This is a genomic window from Ruegeria sp. SATB027 (genome assembly GCF_059613825.1).
In genome coordinates this window covers 38,895-54,160 of record NZ_JBXWTH010000028.1, presented here as the reverse complement: position 1 = coordinate 54,160, position 15,266 = coordinate 38,895, and the positions used below count along the sequence as shown (strand labels likewise).

At 54.8% G+C, this 15,266-nt stretch carries 15 protein-coding genes; 4 read left to right on the top strand and 11 right to left on the bottom strand.

Annotation, left to right across the window (positions count from 1 at the left end):
- Positions 1 to 158: 158 nt before the first annotated feature.
- Positions 159 to 527, top strand: a complete 369-nt coding sequence (locus AC2FPW_RS05495) for a group I truncated hemoglobin (RefSeq protein WP_209596705.1) — start codon at positions 159 to 161, stop codon at positions 525 to 527.
- Complete coding sequence (locus tag AC2FPW_RS05490; protein WP_209504102.1) at positions 524 to 1,582, top strand: adenylate/guanylate cyclase domain-containing protein; 1,059 nt, start codon at positions 524 to 526, stop codon at positions 1,580 to 1,582. The genes AC2FPW_RS05495 and AC2FPW_RS05490 overlap by 4 nt, the downstream gene beginning before the upstream one ends.
- Positions 1,583 to 1,588: 6 nt before the next feature.
- Here AC2FPW_RS05490 and AC2FPW_RS05485 read toward each other — a convergent pair whose 3' ends face one another.
- The 9 genes from AC2FPW_RS05485 to guaA form a co-directional block, all read right to left on the bottom strand.
- Positions 1,589 to 2,203, bottom strand: a complete 615-nt coding sequence (locus AC2FPW_RS05485) for a TetR/AcrR family transcriptional regulator (protein WP_209504101.1) — start codon at positions 2,201 to 2,203, stop codon at positions 1,589 to 1,591.
- A 113-nt stretch (positions 2,204 to 2,316) separates the two neighbouring features.
- The gene (ppk2, locus tag AC2FPW_RS05480; protein ID WP_496812805.1) at positions 2,317 to 3,186 is read right to left on the bottom strand and encodes a polyphosphate kinase 2; all 870 of its coding nucleotides are present in this window, start codon (positions 3,184 to 3,186) and stop codon (positions 2,317 to 2,319) included.
- Positions 3,187 to 3,235: 49 nt separating this feature from the next.
- Entirely contained in the window at positions 3,236 to 4,189 is a 954-nt protein-coding gene (locus AC2FPW_RS05475; RefSeq protein WP_496812804.1) for an alpha/beta fold hydrolase, read from the bottom strand.
- Positions 4,179 to 5,096 carry a homoserine O-acetyltransferase MetA gene (gene metA, locus AC2FPW_RS05470; protein ID WP_496812803.1) on the bottom strand — a complete coding sequence of 306 codons (918 nt, stop codon included), beginning with the start codon at positions 5,094 to 5,096 and terminating at the stop codon, positions 4,179 to 4,181. Before metA ends, AC2FPW_RS05475 begins: the two co-directional genes overlap by 11 nt.
- A gap of 36 nt (positions 5,097 to 5,132) precedes the next feature.
- The gene (locus AC2FPW_RS05465; RefSeq protein WP_480583960.1) at positions 5,133 to 6,005 is read right to left on the bottom strand and encodes an ATPase; all 873 of its coding nucleotides are present in this window, start codon (positions 6,003 to 6,005) and stop codon (positions 5,133 to 5,135) included.
- Positions 6,006 to 6,051: 46 nt separating this feature from the next.
- A complete protein-coding gene (locus AC2FPW_RS05460) occupies positions 6,052 to 6,948 on the bottom strand; it encodes a DMT family transporter (protein ID WP_496812802.1) in 897 nt (298 codons plus the stop codon).
- 99 nt (positions 6,949 to 7,047) lie between these two features.
- Complete coding sequence (locus AC2FPW_RS05455; RefSeq protein ID WP_480481189.1) at positions 7,048 to 8,211, bottom strand: OmpP1/FadL family transporter; 1,164 nt, start codon at positions 8,209 to 8,211, stop codon at positions 7,048 to 7,050.
- Positions 8,212 to 8,334: 123 nt separating this feature from the next.
- Complete coding sequence (locus AC2FPW_RS05450; protein ID WP_480558544.1) at positions 8,335 to 9,240, bottom strand: DMT family transporter; 906 nt, start codon at positions 9,238 to 9,240, stop codon at positions 8,335 to 8,337.
- Between the two features lie 211 nt (positions 9,241 to 9,451).
- Positions 9,452 to 11,011, bottom strand: a complete 1,560-nt coding sequence (guaA, locus tag AC2FPW_RS05445; RefSeq protein WP_480505386.1) for a glutamine-hydrolyzing GMP synthase — start codon at positions 11,009 to 11,011, stop codon at positions 9,452 to 9,454.
- A 306-nt stretch (positions 11,012 to 11,317) separates the two neighbouring features.
- Between guaA and AC2FPW_RS05440 the strand changes: the two genes are divergently transcribed.
- Positions 11,318 to 12,862 (top strand): trimethylamine methyltransferase family protein, encoded by a 1,545-nt coding sequence (locus tag AC2FPW_RS05440; protein WP_267366259.1) that lies wholly within the window; start codon positions 11,318 to 11,320, stop codon positions 12,860 to 12,862.
- Here the strand turns inward: AC2FPW_RS05440 and AC2FPW_RS05435 are convergent, their stop codons facing one another.
- Positions 12,863 to 13,162, bottom strand: coding sequence for a DUF6477 family protein (locus tag AC2FPW_RS05435; protein WP_496812801.1), 300 nt, complete (start codon positions 13,160 to 13,162; stop codon positions 12,863 to 12,865). It lies immediately after the preceding gene.
- 241 nt (positions 13,163 to 13,403) lie between these two features.
- Between AC2FPW_RS05435 and AC2FPW_RS05430 the strand changes: the two genes are divergently transcribed.
- Positions 13,404 to 14,486: a DUF6456 domain-containing protein gene (locus AC2FPW_RS05430; RefSeq protein ID WP_496812800.1), complete on the top strand. Its 1,083-nt coding sequence runs from the start codon at positions 13,404 to 13,406 to the stop codon at positions 14,484 to 14,486.
- A gap of 50 nt (positions 14,487 to 14,536) precedes the next feature.
- Here the strand turns inward: AC2FPW_RS05430 and AC2FPW_RS05425 are convergent, their stop codons facing one another.
- On the bottom strand, positions 14,537 to 15,085 hold the full coding sequence (locus AC2FPW_RS05425) for a peroxiredoxin (protein WP_496812799.1): 549 nt from the start codon (positions 15,083 to 15,085) through the stop codon (positions 14,537 to 14,539).
- Positions 15,086 to 15,266: the final 181 nt, after the last annotated feature.

The following is a 15,266-nucleotide window of genomic DNA, read 5'->3' as shown; positions in this document are numbered from 1 at the left end:
CTTCGAAAGCGCAGGATTTTACATCCCGGACACTTTTGCTTTTCCTAAAATGAACGCGCGTTAAGCCGGAAAACGAAAAAAATACCATAAACATTAACAAAAATGTCCATCTGATATAGAATTACAGTGTTTTTGTTCGGTAACTCTTGGGTTTTCGTGTGGCGCAAACGCTTTATGATAAATACGGTGGCTTCAAAACGATCAGCCGTGTCGTGATGACCTTCTATGAAATGGCGTTGGATTCGGATGACATCGGCCATTATTTTGAAGATATAGATATGCCGCGGCTGATTGATCATCAGACGAAGTTTGTATCATCCCTGATCGGCGGACCGGCGTCATTCAGTGATGACAGGATCGAAGCCGTACACAGGCATCTGAGTATCTCACATGACGAATTTGATGTGATGGCTGAGCTGTTTGGCGAAGCGCTGAGCGTGCATGGTATGTCCGATCAGGATATCAAAACCGCGCTGGCCGCAATTGAAGGGAAGCGTTCAATTATCGTCGCCCGAAACGCGGCATGAGCATTCATGCAATAAACGAACAGCTGTTACGCGCCATCGGTGTCGGCATTGCCGTGGTGCGCGCCTCGGATCTTCAGTTCGTTTTTCATAACGGGCCGTTTTCGGAGTGGTTTGGAACGCCCGAGAACGGCAGTACTCTTACGGACATTCTTCCCGCCCTTGATCCCAAAGAATTGGAAGACGTCAAGCAATCGGGCTTGAGATATTCGGTTGAATTGCAAATCAAGCCGAAGCGGCGGACCTTGATCTTTGCAGTCGCAGTTTCGTTGGCCAAAGGGCTGTCCGAGCAGGTTCTGATTGTCGAATGCCAGAACATCACGCGCATTCGCGAGCTGGAAAGCATGATCGACAGCTATTCCACCATGGTCGAACGCAACACGCGAGAGCTGGAGCGCGAGAAAGAACGGGTTGAACGGCTGCTTCTGAACCTGATGCCACGGGCCGTTTATGAAGAGTTCAAAACCTTCGGTGTTGTCACTCCGCAGCTCTACAAGCAGGTGTCTGTTGTTATGCTGGACTTTGTGGGTTTCACCGATTTCGCGGCCAAGACCGACCCGACAGTGACCCTGAGTGAGTTGAACGACATTTTCACAGCGTTTGACAGGATCGTTGAGCAATTCGGGTGTGAAAGGATCAAAACAATAGGTGACGCATATCTTGCGGTCTCAGGCATGCCTGACCCGACACCCGATCACGCGACTGCTGTGGCCCATTGCGCGGTACGTTTCCTGCGTTATCTCGAACGCCGGAACGAAAGCCACCCGCACAAATGGCAGGCCCGGATCGGTTTGGGCATGGGGGCCGCGGTCGGGTCTGTCGTGGGTATTCAGAAATACGTCTACGACGTTTTCGGTCCGGCGGTAAATATCGCGTCCCGACTGCAAATTTTTGCCAATCCTATGAAAATCGTTGCGCCGGAAGAGATGAAATACGCCCTGATTGACGAATTTCAGGTCTCGGACTTGGGACGTGTTGACATAAAGGGAATGGGCGAGATGAATCTGATCAACGTAACGTCCGGGCTGAGCTTACCGCAAAGCAGCAGAACTTTTTGACAAGTGTCAATCGTCCTGCGGGATCAGGCCCAGCCCTCGCAGGTAGATACCAATGCCGCTTTCCAGCAGGTCTTCCGGGGGGAAGGGTGACGTCGCTCCGGTATTGCGCGCGTATAATTCAACCACGCCATGGCTCATCGCCCAGATATGTGCGCTGAACATCGACGCGGGCGGGCGCTTTTCAGGTGGAATATGTTGTGACAGGTCGTCGGCGGCTTTTTCAAGAACCGATTTGGCCCGATTGGCGGCCATTGATAGTTCGGGGGTGCGATTCAACGATATTCCGCTTTCGAACATGGCGATGTAATGGCCGGGGTTCTTCCGCGCAAAAGCCAGATAGGCCCGCCCGGTTGCCTCGAAGGCGGCAAGGGCAGAGGGTTGGCCCTTGTCATAAGCGTATTGCATCAGGTCCGCGAACATCTCGAACCCTTGCCGTGCAGCTTCGGCGATAAGGTCTTCGCGCCCTTCAAAATGGCGATAGACAGCGGCGGGTGTTACGCCAGCGGTTTTGGCGGCTTCAGATAACGTAAAACCTGTCGGCCCCTTTTCTTCGATCAGGGACAAGGCTGCCTCGATCAGGGCTTGCTTTAGGTTTCCGTGATGATAACCGCGTTTCGACATCCCGGCCTCAGGTTCTTTGATTAGGTATTGGAAGACAAGGGGATAGACCAAATACACACGGTCGTCCAACGCTTGCCCTTGAAATCCTTGGCCGGGCAGGGTGAAAACGCAACCTAGGCTTCCCAGACATCCGGACCACCGCAGATCAGGGGATCAATGTCGCCAATGCTTTTTGCGTCCTTCTCATCATAGTCCAGCGTGTGCAAAACCGTTTGGATTGCTGCAAGACGGGCGCGTTTCTTGTCGTCCGACCGGACAATTGTCCAAGGAGATACGTCTGAATGTGACCGGGTCAGAGTTTCTGAAATCGATTGTGTGTATTCGTCCCACTTGTCCAACCCGGCCACGTCAATCGGGCTGAGTTTCCATTGCTTTAATGGGTCGGTTTCACGGGCCAGAAAGCGGTTCAGCTGCTCAGCCCGCCCGACATTGAGCCAGAACTTGAAGAGTTTGATGCCATCATTGACCAGACCCGTTTCAAGCGGCAGAACCTGACGAAAGAACCGCTCGCGCTCTTCCTGGGTGCAGAAACCAAAGACGTTCTCGACCACGCCGCGATTGTACCAGCTGCGGTCAAAGAACACGATCTCGCCAGCGGCAGGCAGGTGAGGGATGTAGCGCTGAAAGTACCATTGACTGCGTTCAGTCTCTGAGGGTTTGCTGAGCGCCACATTGCGCGCGCCGCGTGGGTTCAGGTTCTCGCGAAACCGTTTGATCGTTCCGCCCTTACCGGCGGCATCGCGGCCTTCGAAGATGATGGCGATCCGTTGCGCCGTGTCCTTGACCCAAGATTGCATTTTGACCAGCTCGATCTGGAGCAGTTCCATCTGCTCTTCATAGTCTTTGGTCTTCATCTTCTCGCTATACGGGTAGGTCGGGTTCAGGATTTCGCCTTTCTTCGAATTCTTGATCTCGTCCCGCACAGCTTTGGGCGCGCTTTCCTGAAAATACTTCTCGATAGAACCTTTTTCGGTCCGGGCCATATGTCACCTCGCGATAAAACCCATATCCGACTATGGATTAGAGCTTGGATTAACGCAAACCTGCACGCCGCGCTGCACGATCAATTGCGGCGGCAACCTCGGGCGCTGCGACAACCTGCGGCATGTGACCGATCCCCGGTAACGCGACCAGTTCGGCCTGCGGGATTTGCTGGATCAGTCGTTGGGAATGCCACTCGAGGCCGACAGTGTCGTCGGCGGTGCCGTGAACGATTTCGGTTGGCACTGAAATCTCACCGTATTTTGGCTGCAATTGGGTTATCTCATCCAATAGATTGGCCCGTTGCTTGGCATTTGCATGCATGGAACTGCGCCGGATGGTCAGGCCGGGTCCGAAATGCTGGGCATATCCAGCGGGGGCCGATTGGGGCGCAAATACAGTGTCCAATGCCCGTGTCACGTACCAATCGGGCACGAAGGAAGAGATCAGGGGCAGGGCGAGCGCGTTGCCGACCGTGGTAGATGCCAATTGGTTAAAACCATCCAGCGGCGTTTCCCACGGAATGGCAGCAGGTGCGATCAGAACAAGCGCCGAGAGATCCTCGGGCCTTGTGACCGCCCATGCAAGTGCCACTGAACCGCCATAGCTTTGGCCCGCAACGATTGGCTTTTCCGCCCCAAGTTGGGCAGCAGCTTTTTGCAGGATATCCGCTTGCTCCGTGATCGTTTCACCGTCTGGGTTGAAACTTTCTGAAAACCCCAGGCCGGGCCGGTCAAAAACGATGACGCGGTAGTTTTCCGCCAGAATGGGTGCCAGCGCAAAGGTCATGTCGCGGGTGTTGCCGCTTGAGCCGTGAAGAAGGACCACATCTGGCCCTTTCCCCATGACAACCGCATGAACGGCGATCCCGTCGACATCAAGAATCTGACCTTCGGGTGGGAAAGCCGCTTCTGCCTGTGCTTCGTTCCGGGCGCTGCGCCACGCAGTCACAACGGCAAGGCCCAGAACGATGAGGCCAAAGGATATCAATGTTTTAGCGGCCAATTTCGCTCATATCAAAAGGCGTCGTCTGATAGATTTCGTTTATCCAGTTTCCGTAAAGAAGATGCGCGTGGCTGCGCCAACGGTTTTGAGGTGTCTTGGATGGGTCATCATCCGGATAGTAGTTGATCGGTACGTTGATGGGCGTGTCATTGGCGACGTCGCGGTCATACTCCTGTTTCAGCGTGTCGCTGTCATATTCAAAATGGTTGAAGATATACAGCGCGCGATGGCTGGGATCCTCGACCAGACAAGGGCCCACATCATCGCTGCCCAGCAGGGTCGTCAATCCCTGCGCGGCGTCGATCTCAACTTGTTTCATTTCCGTCCAGCGGCTGACCGGGATAACGCAATCGTCAGAGAACCCACGTAAGAAAGGTGATGCAGGGTTCAGGTTGCGGTGACGGAAACAGCCAAAGGCCTTGGCATCCAGCATGTGTTTTCGGACACCATGAAAATGGTTGATCATCGCCATCCCGCCCCAGCAAACGCCAAAGGTTGAATGAACGTTTGTCTGGGTCCAGTCGAAGATTTCGCTGATTTCATCCCAATAGGTGACGTCACCGAATTCCAGATGCTCAATCGGCGCACCGGTGATGATCAAGCCGTCGAATTTCTTGTCCTTAACCTCCTGAAAAGGCTGGTAGAACTCGGACATATGCTCGGCGGTGGTGGTTTTTGTCTGGTGTTCCGTCATACGGATCAAAGACAGTTCGATCTGCAACGGAGTTGCGCCGATCAGACGTGCGAACTGGTTTTCCGTCTGGATCTTCTTCGGCATCAGATTCAGCAGCCCAATGCGCAGGGGGCGAATATCCTGACGCATTGCCTGATCCTCGGACATGACCATAACGCCCTCTTTGTTCAGGACGTCGAAAGCGGGCAGATCTGAGGGGATTTTGATGGGCATGTGTCTGACTTCGAAGAGATTAGGGAAAACTGGTAGTTAGGCGTTATTGCGACTGGCCTCAAGGGTGCGTTCGATCAACTCGTCGAAATCAGCCGCATCGCGGATCTTGCCGATGTCGTTGGCATCAATCGTCACGCCCCAGTTCTTTGCCATCGCCTCGTACCGGGGCTGACGATGGGCCAGGGCTTGCGCATAGGTCCAGCGGACAAAATCATCGGGGTTGACCTCGGTCTCGGCACAGCCGTGTTGATCCAGATACTCTGTCCAGGAACGGGTCAGGAAATCGGCCTGATAGGACATGGGTTTCGGGGATTTGTCGAAACGGCGCACAAGATCGACCGTGTGACCCTCGTCACCCTTTAGCCAGATCATGAGGGTATGCCGTGCGAGTTCGGACAAAACCTGATCTCTTGGGTCTTCGGGGTCTACCCATTCGCAGATCGACCCACCCGTATCACAGATAAAATGGGGATATTTATATAAACGCTCGGCGCGGTCGATGAAGTATTCGGTGTCCAGCAGCGCATGAATTTCGGCCAAGCGAAACTGTTCTTGCCTGCGGCGGTATTCCGGCATGTCCAAGCCGCCCAGATCGGGGTTTCCCGGCTTGCCCAGATAAGCAGCAACAGGTGTCAGATTGGCGAATGAAATATTCGAACCGATATAGATCGAATCCGACAACAGCAGTTCACGCAAGAACGGAACTTTCATGGCCTCGGCCTTGGCATTGTCGGTGATGTACTCGCCCATATAGCGCGTTCCGATCCGGTAATCGATCGAGTAGTGGAACCAGTTCCCGGAATCTCTGAGGATGTTGGATACGTAGGTCTTGCCTAATCCTGACATGCCAAAGAACAGCACTTTCTTGCGGCTTGCGGTGCGCCAGTCATTGGCTGAGGTGTAGATCATTTTGCGCTGTCCTTTTTGCCCTAGCTAAATCGGGCAGCGCACGGCGTCAATTGGGCCGGGACGAGCGATTTAAGACCAAAAGGCCAATCGCCAGAACGGCAAAGCCTAAAAAGGCGTTGGGAGGCAGGGACTCGTCGCGCAGCAATGCACCCAGAACAATTGCGACCGGAGGTATGACAAGCGTCACCAGCATCAGATTGCCACTGCCGGCCATTGCCAAAACCCGATAGTAAAGCAGATATGCGCCGGCCGTTGCGACAATCGCATAGTACCCGATGGCCGCCCAGGTTATCGCGGGTAACGCCAGGCTGGGTATTCCATCAACTGCTAGTGTTATTGGTAATACCAGCACTGTCGAAGCCGTCAGCATACCGGCGGCTGCAATCACCGGGGAAAGGTGCGATAACGTTTGCCTCGCCCAAGCCGCGGCACATGCGTAGGAAACTGTTCCGGTCAACACTGCAATCTGAGCGGTGCTTTGCAGGCTGAAATTCAAGAAATTCTGCACTCCGATCGCGATTGAGACACCAAGAAAGCCCAGGCAGACACCCAGTAGCCGGGTCTTTGTCAATCGTTCGTCGCGAAAAAACAGTGCTGCAATCAGAACGCCGAAGATCGCAGTCGCCGCGTTCAGGATCGCCGTCAGACCCGTGTCAATGTACAGCTGCCCCCAAGCCATCAGGCTAAAGGGGATGACGTTGTTCAATAGCCCCATGACCAAAAAAGCGCCCCAGATACCGGGCGAGCGCGGCACCTTGATCCCCTTGATCCAAGTCACCAGCCACAAGACAAGCATGGCCCAGAATGTGCGATGCAAAACCGACGTCATCACGGGAAGCGTGTCCAGAGCGACCCGGATGGAAACAAAGGAAGCGCCCCAGATCAGTCCAAGCAACAAAAGCTCGGCCCAGGCGCGAAGAGAGAGGTGTTTTTGTGCATCCATACGGGCACTGTTTCATTGAAGTTAACCAACGGCGACCCGGTTCATGCGAAAAAGCCCCGCAGAAACTGCGAGGCTTTGTAGGAACATATGATACTCAGATCAGTTCAGGGCGTATGTGATCTGGAAACCAACGCTCCAGGCGCTGTTGCCTGTGAATGTACCACGTGCCGCCGGACCGGCGCCATTTGCGGTGGCATCTCCGATATCCGTGTAACGCACACCACCGGAAATTTTGGCATTCTCAAGAGAATAGGTGCCACCCAGACCGATGCTCCAGAATCCATCTGTCGGGCCGAGGTTCGACACCGGCGTACCTTGGGAAGATTCGTAGCCCAGTGTCACAGCACCAGAAAACTCTTCCGAGAACTGATAGCCCAAACCCAGAGAGTAGGTGAAGGTGGCTTCGTCATAGTCAACCAGGTTCGTGGTCGGCGGATAGTTTGGCGGGTTATACACAAGCTGTGGCCAGTCGACCCAACGGATCGAGCCAAACAACAATGTCTTGGGCGCCACACCGGTCTGGAAATCCAAGTTGATTGACTGCGGTGTTTCAATCTCACTTGTGGTGTTGAACGTTGCCACAGTCCCCGGCGGAATTGGTGGGATAGGAGGCGGATTGAGCGATTCTGTCTGCGAAAGGTCGTGGCTGATCTTGGAGTTGTAAGTCAGCGATACACGTGCTGCGATTTCGGGTTTTTCCCAGGCGACACCAACAACATACCCAAATGCGGTATCAGCGCTGGTATCCACCTGATAGCCTGCGGTAATGGGAACAGTTATCGAGGCCTTGACGCGCTGCGCGCGAATACCACCGATCGCACTGAACCCGCCATCGAATTTGTAGCGCAGCAGCGCTGTGATGGCATCTGTATCCGCTGTCGCCCTCAGGCTGTCGGTTCGACCGCCGGGAATTGGGTTGATAGACAGGGGATACGTGCTCGCGTACTGAATATCGGCACCGAAGGGCTGATCATACATGATGGCGAAATCAAGCTTTTCTGTAAGCGCCGTTTTGTACCCCAAGTGCGGTGTAAAAAAGTCGTTCGCAACTTCACCTGAATCAACGGGTTGGCCACCATTTGTGCCAAAAACGTCTGGCATCGTACCGGTCACGCTTGGGTCGGTATACCCCAACCGAAACTGAACTGCAGAGCCTTCTTCAAAGATCAGGTTGATACCCTGACCGCTGCGGTCCAGGCCGCCTGCAAAACCAGCCGTTGCTCCAACGCACAAAGCGCACGTTGCGAGTAGTGTTGTTTTCATTCTGTCCTCCCGAACTTTTTCGAGTATTTGCCTGGCGAAGAATTGAGTGAGTCCAGCGCCTACTCGTGTGTAATGCGCGATACTTTCTTTTCAGTTAGTTTAAGGTCAACTGGTGACGGTGCGTTACTTGTTGCCACTACAGTTCTGAACTGTTGCTAAACTGTTACGATTTTCGGACCAGATGTTCAGGAAAATGCCTGCAAAGATGATGGCGGCGCCGATCAGCACCCAATGGTCGATGGGCTCGTGATAGAGGATCATTCCGATCACCGCGATTGTCGGAAGGCGTGCAAAATCAAAGGGAATGACGACGGTTGCCGGGGCGATAGACAGGGCATTGGTAATGCAAAAATGCGCCAGCAAACCCGCCAACCCAACCAGAATCAAGTAGGGCGCGGTTTGCATTGTCGGAAGCACAATCTGACCGTCGATGCCAGCGGCTGTGGCCCCAAGGACCGCTTGCATTGCGGTCAGCCAGAAAACGATACACCCAATACTGGCAAATCGCGTAAGCTTCTTGGTGGTAATCGTTGTAAACGCAAAGAAAACCGCTGATGCCGCTGCTGTTATTAAGCCGGGGCTCAGGGGGGCAGCGCCTGGGCGTGTGACGATCAGAACCCCTGAAAACCCAATTAGCGCCGCAATCAACTTGAGCGGGGTCAACCGTTCGTTCAGAAACAGCGGCGAAAGCAGGATCACCCAAAGCGGTTGAGTGAACTCCAGCGCGAAAACCTGTGCCAAAGGAGCCACTGCCACGGCGTAGAACCAGAGATTTTGCCCTGTAAAGTGTAAGGTGTTTCGTAAAGCATGCAATCCCAGCCGTTCGGCTGAAACCTGCTGCCAGTTGCGCGTTAAAGTCAGGACTGTTGCAACAACAACGAACCCCACGATGCTGCGATACATCATGATTTCAAAGGTATCATGCGCAGAACTCAGCTCACGCCCTGCAACCGCCATGGATGAGAATGAGGCGATCGCACCTGTCATCCATAGACCGGCCTTCAACACGTCTTTCTGCGCATGGCTCATTTCGGGCGTCCCTCAGGTTCGTCGCGTAGCCGCGCGGCCAAAAGACCGCAAGGCCAAGAGCTTATGATAAGCAGGCTAGGTTTGCCCGGCCATTCAAACGTCGAAGGTGCACCAGATTCAAGGTCGTATAGATGACTGCCCCGAACAAAGGCTTGAACGAGAAGGACGTTTTGCAGCTCAATCAGTTAAGTTTTACGCAGACACCCACCGGTTATTCCCACTCGATGGTGCCGGGTGGTTTCGATGTGATGTCATAGGTGCAACGGTTGATGCCCTTAACCTCATTGATGATCCGCGTTGCCGTTTCGCCCAGGAACTCATGGCTGAACGGGTAGTAGTCTGCGGTCATGCCATCGACAGATGTGACGGCCCGCAGCGCACAGGCGTAGTCATAGGTGCGTCCATCACCCATGACGCCTACCGTGCGCACTGGCAAGATGGCGACAAAAGCCTGCCAGATGTCGTCATAGAGGCCGTGTTTACGGATCTGGTCGATATAGATCGCATCGGCTTCCCGCAAAATACCCAGTTTTTCACGTGTGATCTCGCCGGGGCAGCGGATTGCCAGACCGGGCCCGGGGAAGGGGTGACGCCCGATGAAACTCTGCGGAAGGCCAAGTTCACGGCCAAGCGCGCGAACCTCATCCTTGAACAGCTCTCGCAGGGGTTCGACCAGTTTCAGGCCCATCTTTTCCGGCAAGCCACCGACATTGTGGTGCGATTTGATGGTTACAGAAGGACCGCCCGAAAATGACACCGATTCGATTACATCCGGATAAAGCGTTCCCTGGGCCAGGAACTCGGCCCCTTCAATGGTATCGGCGTGTTTCTGGAACACGTCGATGAACAGTTTGCCGATGATCTTGCGTTTGGTCTCCGGGTCGCTTTGCCCTTCAAGCTCGCCAAGGAACAGTTCGGATTCGTCCGCGTGGATCAGTTGGATATTGTAGTTGTCGCGGAACATGCCGACGACTTCTGTCGCCTCGTTCTTGCGCAACAGCCCGTGGTCAACGAAGACGCAGGTCAACTGGTCTCCAATCGCCTCGTGGATCAGGATCGCCGCGACCGAGCTGTCAACGCCGCCCGACAAACCGCAGATGACCTTCTTGTCACCAACCTGCTCGCGGATCTTGCGGATCATCTCTTCGCGATAGGCCCCCATGGTCCAGTCGCCCTTGAAACCGGCCAGCTTGACGAAGTTCTCGTACAGCTTCGCGCCCTTGGGCGTGTGGTGCACCTCGGGGTGGAACTGCACGGCATAGAAATGGCGCGCTGGATCGGCTGTGATCGCAAAGGGCGCGTTGGGCGATGTGCCAAAGACCTGAAATCCCGGCGCGATTTCACTGACGTGGTCACCGTGGCTCATCCAGACCTGTTCATCCCCGTCGTCAAACCAGCCCTTCAGAATTTCCAGTTCGTCTTTTGGCGTGACAAAAGCCCGACCGAACTCGGCGGTGCCATGGCCACTTTCGACCTTGCCGCCAAGCTGGTGCATCATCACTTGCTGGCCATAACAGATGCCCAGAATCGGCACGCCGTAGTCAAAAATCTCTTGCGGAGCACGGGGCGACCCTTCGCGCGTCACACTGTCCGGCCCGCCCGAGAAGATCACGGCGCGCGGGGCCATTTCCCGCACGAAATCCATCGTGACATTCTGGTAAGGGTGAATTTCGCAATAGACATTCAGTTCGCGCAGGCGGCGGGCAATAAGCTGCGTAACCTGGCTGCCGAAGTCGATGATCAGAAGGCGGTCGTGGGATGTCTGGGTCATGTCAGCGCCTTAGGGCAAGCCTGCACATTTCGCAAGAGCGAGGTCCGATTCCGGCGCGGGATTCGATGAAGATCGCCACACAGGCCTTCGGCACTCGTGTTTCCTGCCGTTCGTGATCCGAAGTAGGCAGGCGCGGTAACAATTGGGCCGCACTTTCCAAAATCCGATTATCCCCAATTGCAGCCCGTTGGCGGGATTGCAGAACGGCAATGTCGCTTTTTCCCCCAACGTGCCGCAATCCCTATGCTTGCGTTCCGGCAAACCTGTATCAAACGCTCAATCTAACCAACAACACGGGATCTTCTCATGACCGAGGCAAACACCCGGCGCAGGGCGAGAGGTGGCGGTGGCGCTGCCCGCCGTGCCGAGCGGACTGCAGTTCGTATCGAGACCGCGAAATACATCGAACGCAACATTCCGAACTTCGAAATCCTCAATGAAGAGGCACTGGAGATCATCGAAAACAATGCGGAAACCGTGTTGGAAGAGATCGGTGTTAACTTTGTTGATAACCCTGCCGCTCTGGAACGCTGGCGCGACGCTGGCGCGGATATCGACGGTGAACGCGTGCGCATTCCGCGTGGCCTGGCTCGTGAGCTGATCAAAACTGCGCCCAGCGAGTTTACCCAACATGCCCGCAACCCCGAGAAATCGGTCGTAATCGGTGGTCGAAACATGGTTCTGGCCCCGGTTTACGGCCCTCCTTTCGTGCGCGATGCACAGGGCGGCCGCCGATACGCGACGATGGACGACTTCAACAAGTTCGTGAAACTCGCCTATATGTCCAAGTGGTTGCACCATTCGGGCGGTACTGTGTGTGAGCCGACCGACATTCCGGTGAACAAGCGCCATCTGGACATGTTGAAGGCGCACATGACCCTGTCGGACAAGCCTTTCATGGGTTCTGTGACCGATCCCAGCCGGGCGCAGGATTCGGTCGAAATGTGCGAAATCCTGTTCGGCAAGGAGTTCGTTCAGCAAAACACGGTGATGACGTCGCTGACCAACATCAACTCGCCGATGACATTCGACGATGTGATGATGGGCTCGCTGGAAGTCTATGCACGTAACAATCAGGCCTGCATCATCTCGCCCTTTATTGTGGGCGGCGCGATGGCGCCGGTCTCGGTAGCCGGTACTTTGACACAGGTTCTGGCCGAGGTTCTTGCCGGTGTGGCGTACAGCCAGATCGTCCGTCCCGGTGCACCCGCGATCTTTGGTGCATTCGTGACTTCGATCGACATGAATTCAGGTGCACCGACCTTTGGAACACCAGAAGCTGCGCATATCACCTATGGCGCGGGTCAACTGGCGCGGCGTCTGAACTTGCCCTATCGGTCCGCAGGATCGTTCTGTGGCTCGAAACTTCCGGATGCGCAGGCGGCTTATGAAACAGCGAACTCGCTGAATATGGGACTGTTGGCTGGCGTGAACTTCATGTTGCATGCCTGCGGCTGGCTGGAAGGCGGCCTGGTGGCCGACTTCGAGAAATTCGTTATGGATGCCGACCAGTTGGGTGTTTTGCATTCGCTGGCCAAGGGCGTGGCCTATGACGAAAACGCGCAGGCCATGGATGCGATCCGGGAAGTTGGCCCGGGCGGGCATTACCTAGGATGTGCCCACACGCAGGCGAACTTCAAGGAATCGTTCTGGAAGTCCGATCTGCTGGACTACAAGCCATATGAAACCTGGCAGGAAGAAGGCGCGCGTGATACGCGGGCTCTGGCCTCTGCGCGGGTTGAACACCTGCTTGCTAATTACCAGCAACCGCATATGGAACCGGATACAGCCGCAGCGCTGGAAGCCTATATCGCCGAGAAAAAGGCCTCCATGCCGGATGCGTTCTCCTGATTACTGAAGGACCGGGGCGCGGCTGGCCTGATACAGCCGCGCCTCACCCAACAGCGCGATAAGAATGTCGAGATGCCGGACCAGAGAGTATGCGGCATCTTCTTCTTTGCGCAGTTCATTTACCTCTTTTTCCATCTCCATCAGTCGCAGCAGGGCCTGACCTGAACCCGGCAATGATCCGTATCCCAGAATACGTTGCAGATGCCTGTCCCGGTTGTACTCTCTCGCTCCGAAATTGGCGGCTCTTGCCAACATGCGTGGGCGGTGAAGCGTTGAGATCATTGTCATCAGGTCCTGCATCTTATGTGTCCTGTGTCTGAAGGTTTACGGGACCATTAAATGCACAACCTAAGCGGGTGTTGCCTGCGTGACAGCCTCTCCGAACGATGGTTTCACGACTGTTTATCTTTTTGAATCAAATCTGGTTCGTGCCTCGTGAGGTTAACGAACGAGTAACAAATGGACCTCTAGTTAGATTTGGTTAACCCGCAATCCGAGGGCGAAAAGTGACATTTTGTTTTGTCGACGAGGGCAAATAATCATGGAAAACAACATGGCTTTCACCATTCCGGCATGGGTTCCAGAGGGGGCGCAAAGATACCTTGCTCATACCGAAACCGGACGCTCGATCCGCGATATCGCGAGATCGGCAGGCTGCCATGCGTCAACCATCCTCCGGCAAATCCGGCGTATCGAGATGCGCCGTGACGATCCATTGGTGGATGCTGCTTTGCAATCGCTGGCAGAAACACATTTTTCCATGTCCGACGACGCAGGCGACGCGGTCGTGGTCGCGGATGAAGCTGCCCAGGAAGAAGCGTTCGAAAGAGAAGCATTGCGCATTTTGCGCCGCCTGAGTGAAACCGGTTCGGTTCTTGCCGTGGCTGAAGAAATGGACAAAGCGGTAGTCGTTCGCGACACTGGCAACGCCGGAGCGACCAGAACCGCGGTCGTCGATTGCGAGATCGCTCAGGCTCTGGCCTTAAAGGACTGGATTTCCTGCGATAACCCCGGTCGTATTTCACGGTATCGGATTTCTGCAGCTGGCCGAACGGCCCTGAGCCACCTGATTGCGAAAGCGGAAAACAAGGCGCGGGTGGGGACTGAATTTGGATTTGCCGAAGCCCAGTCGTTGTTTCAGTCTAAGAAGTCGGCCGGGGCGGCCGACCGGATCAAGCGCATTCGCTATAGCGCCACGGAAAGCCCGTTGGTTGCCCTTGCACGCAGGCGTGACCGCGATGGCAAGCCTTTTCTAGATGAATCGCTTGTCAGCGCCGGGGAGCGTTTGCGCGAAGATTTCGAATTGGCGCAGATTGGCCCACAGGTTTCACAGAACTGGGACCGGTTTCTAACGGCTGGTGGCCGTGGCTGTTATGACAGTGAAAGCCACGGAGGAAAGGGGTCATCTGATGCGCGGGACCGCGTGGCGCGGGCCTTGTCTGATCTTGGCCCCGGACTAAGTGACGTTGCCCTGCGGTGTTGTTGCTATCTCGAAGGGTTGGAACTGGCGGAAAAGCGTATGGGCTGGTCTGCACGATCCGGCAAGATTGTTCTGCGGATCGCATTACAGCGGCTGAAACGCCACTATCAGGATCAGGCTGAACGCGACCGCATGATTGGCTGAAGGCACAAAAAAGGCCCGTCATAACGGGCCTTTTTTCGTCTTGTTAATACTCAGGCCAGTTCGGGCTCTGCCGTCGCCTGAAGATGTTTCATCAGGTTTTCGGGCGAAGACACGCCATAGGGATCTTCGGGGCAGTTATCCATCAGGCCAGGTTCTTCGAACCAGGCTTCGACAACACCGTCGTTTACGATGGCCGCATAGCGCCATGACCGCATACCAAAGCCCAGATTGTCCTTGTCAACCAACATACCCATTTTGCGGGTGAACTCGCCCGATCCATCCGGAATGACCTTTACGTTGGTCAGGCCCTGATCTTGTGCCCATTTGTTCATCACAAAGCTGTCGTTGACAGACATGCAGTAGATTTCATCGACACCCCGGGCAATGAAATCGCTATACCCGTTTTCAAAGCCGGGCAGTTGAAATGTCGAGCAGGTGGGCGTGAACGCGCCGGGCAACGAGAACAGGATCACGCGTTTTCCTGCAAAATAGTCAGCGGTGGACTTGTCTTCCCAACGGAATGGGTTTGGTCCTTCGATTGAGTCATCACGGACACGGGTGTGAAAGGTCACGTTGGGCAGAATTGCGCCGGATTTCATGGTCAAGCTCCTGTGATTCACTTGTGATTTTGTTGTGACTTAAAACAGTTCTAAACTACCTTCAATCGACGAAACGCCGCATATTGAACTAATAATCTCTTCTCATTAGGCATTGAAAACATGCGGTAAAACGGGAAATTGGAATCGTGTTCTAGTTCATGCACGGCGGCGTTGCATAGCG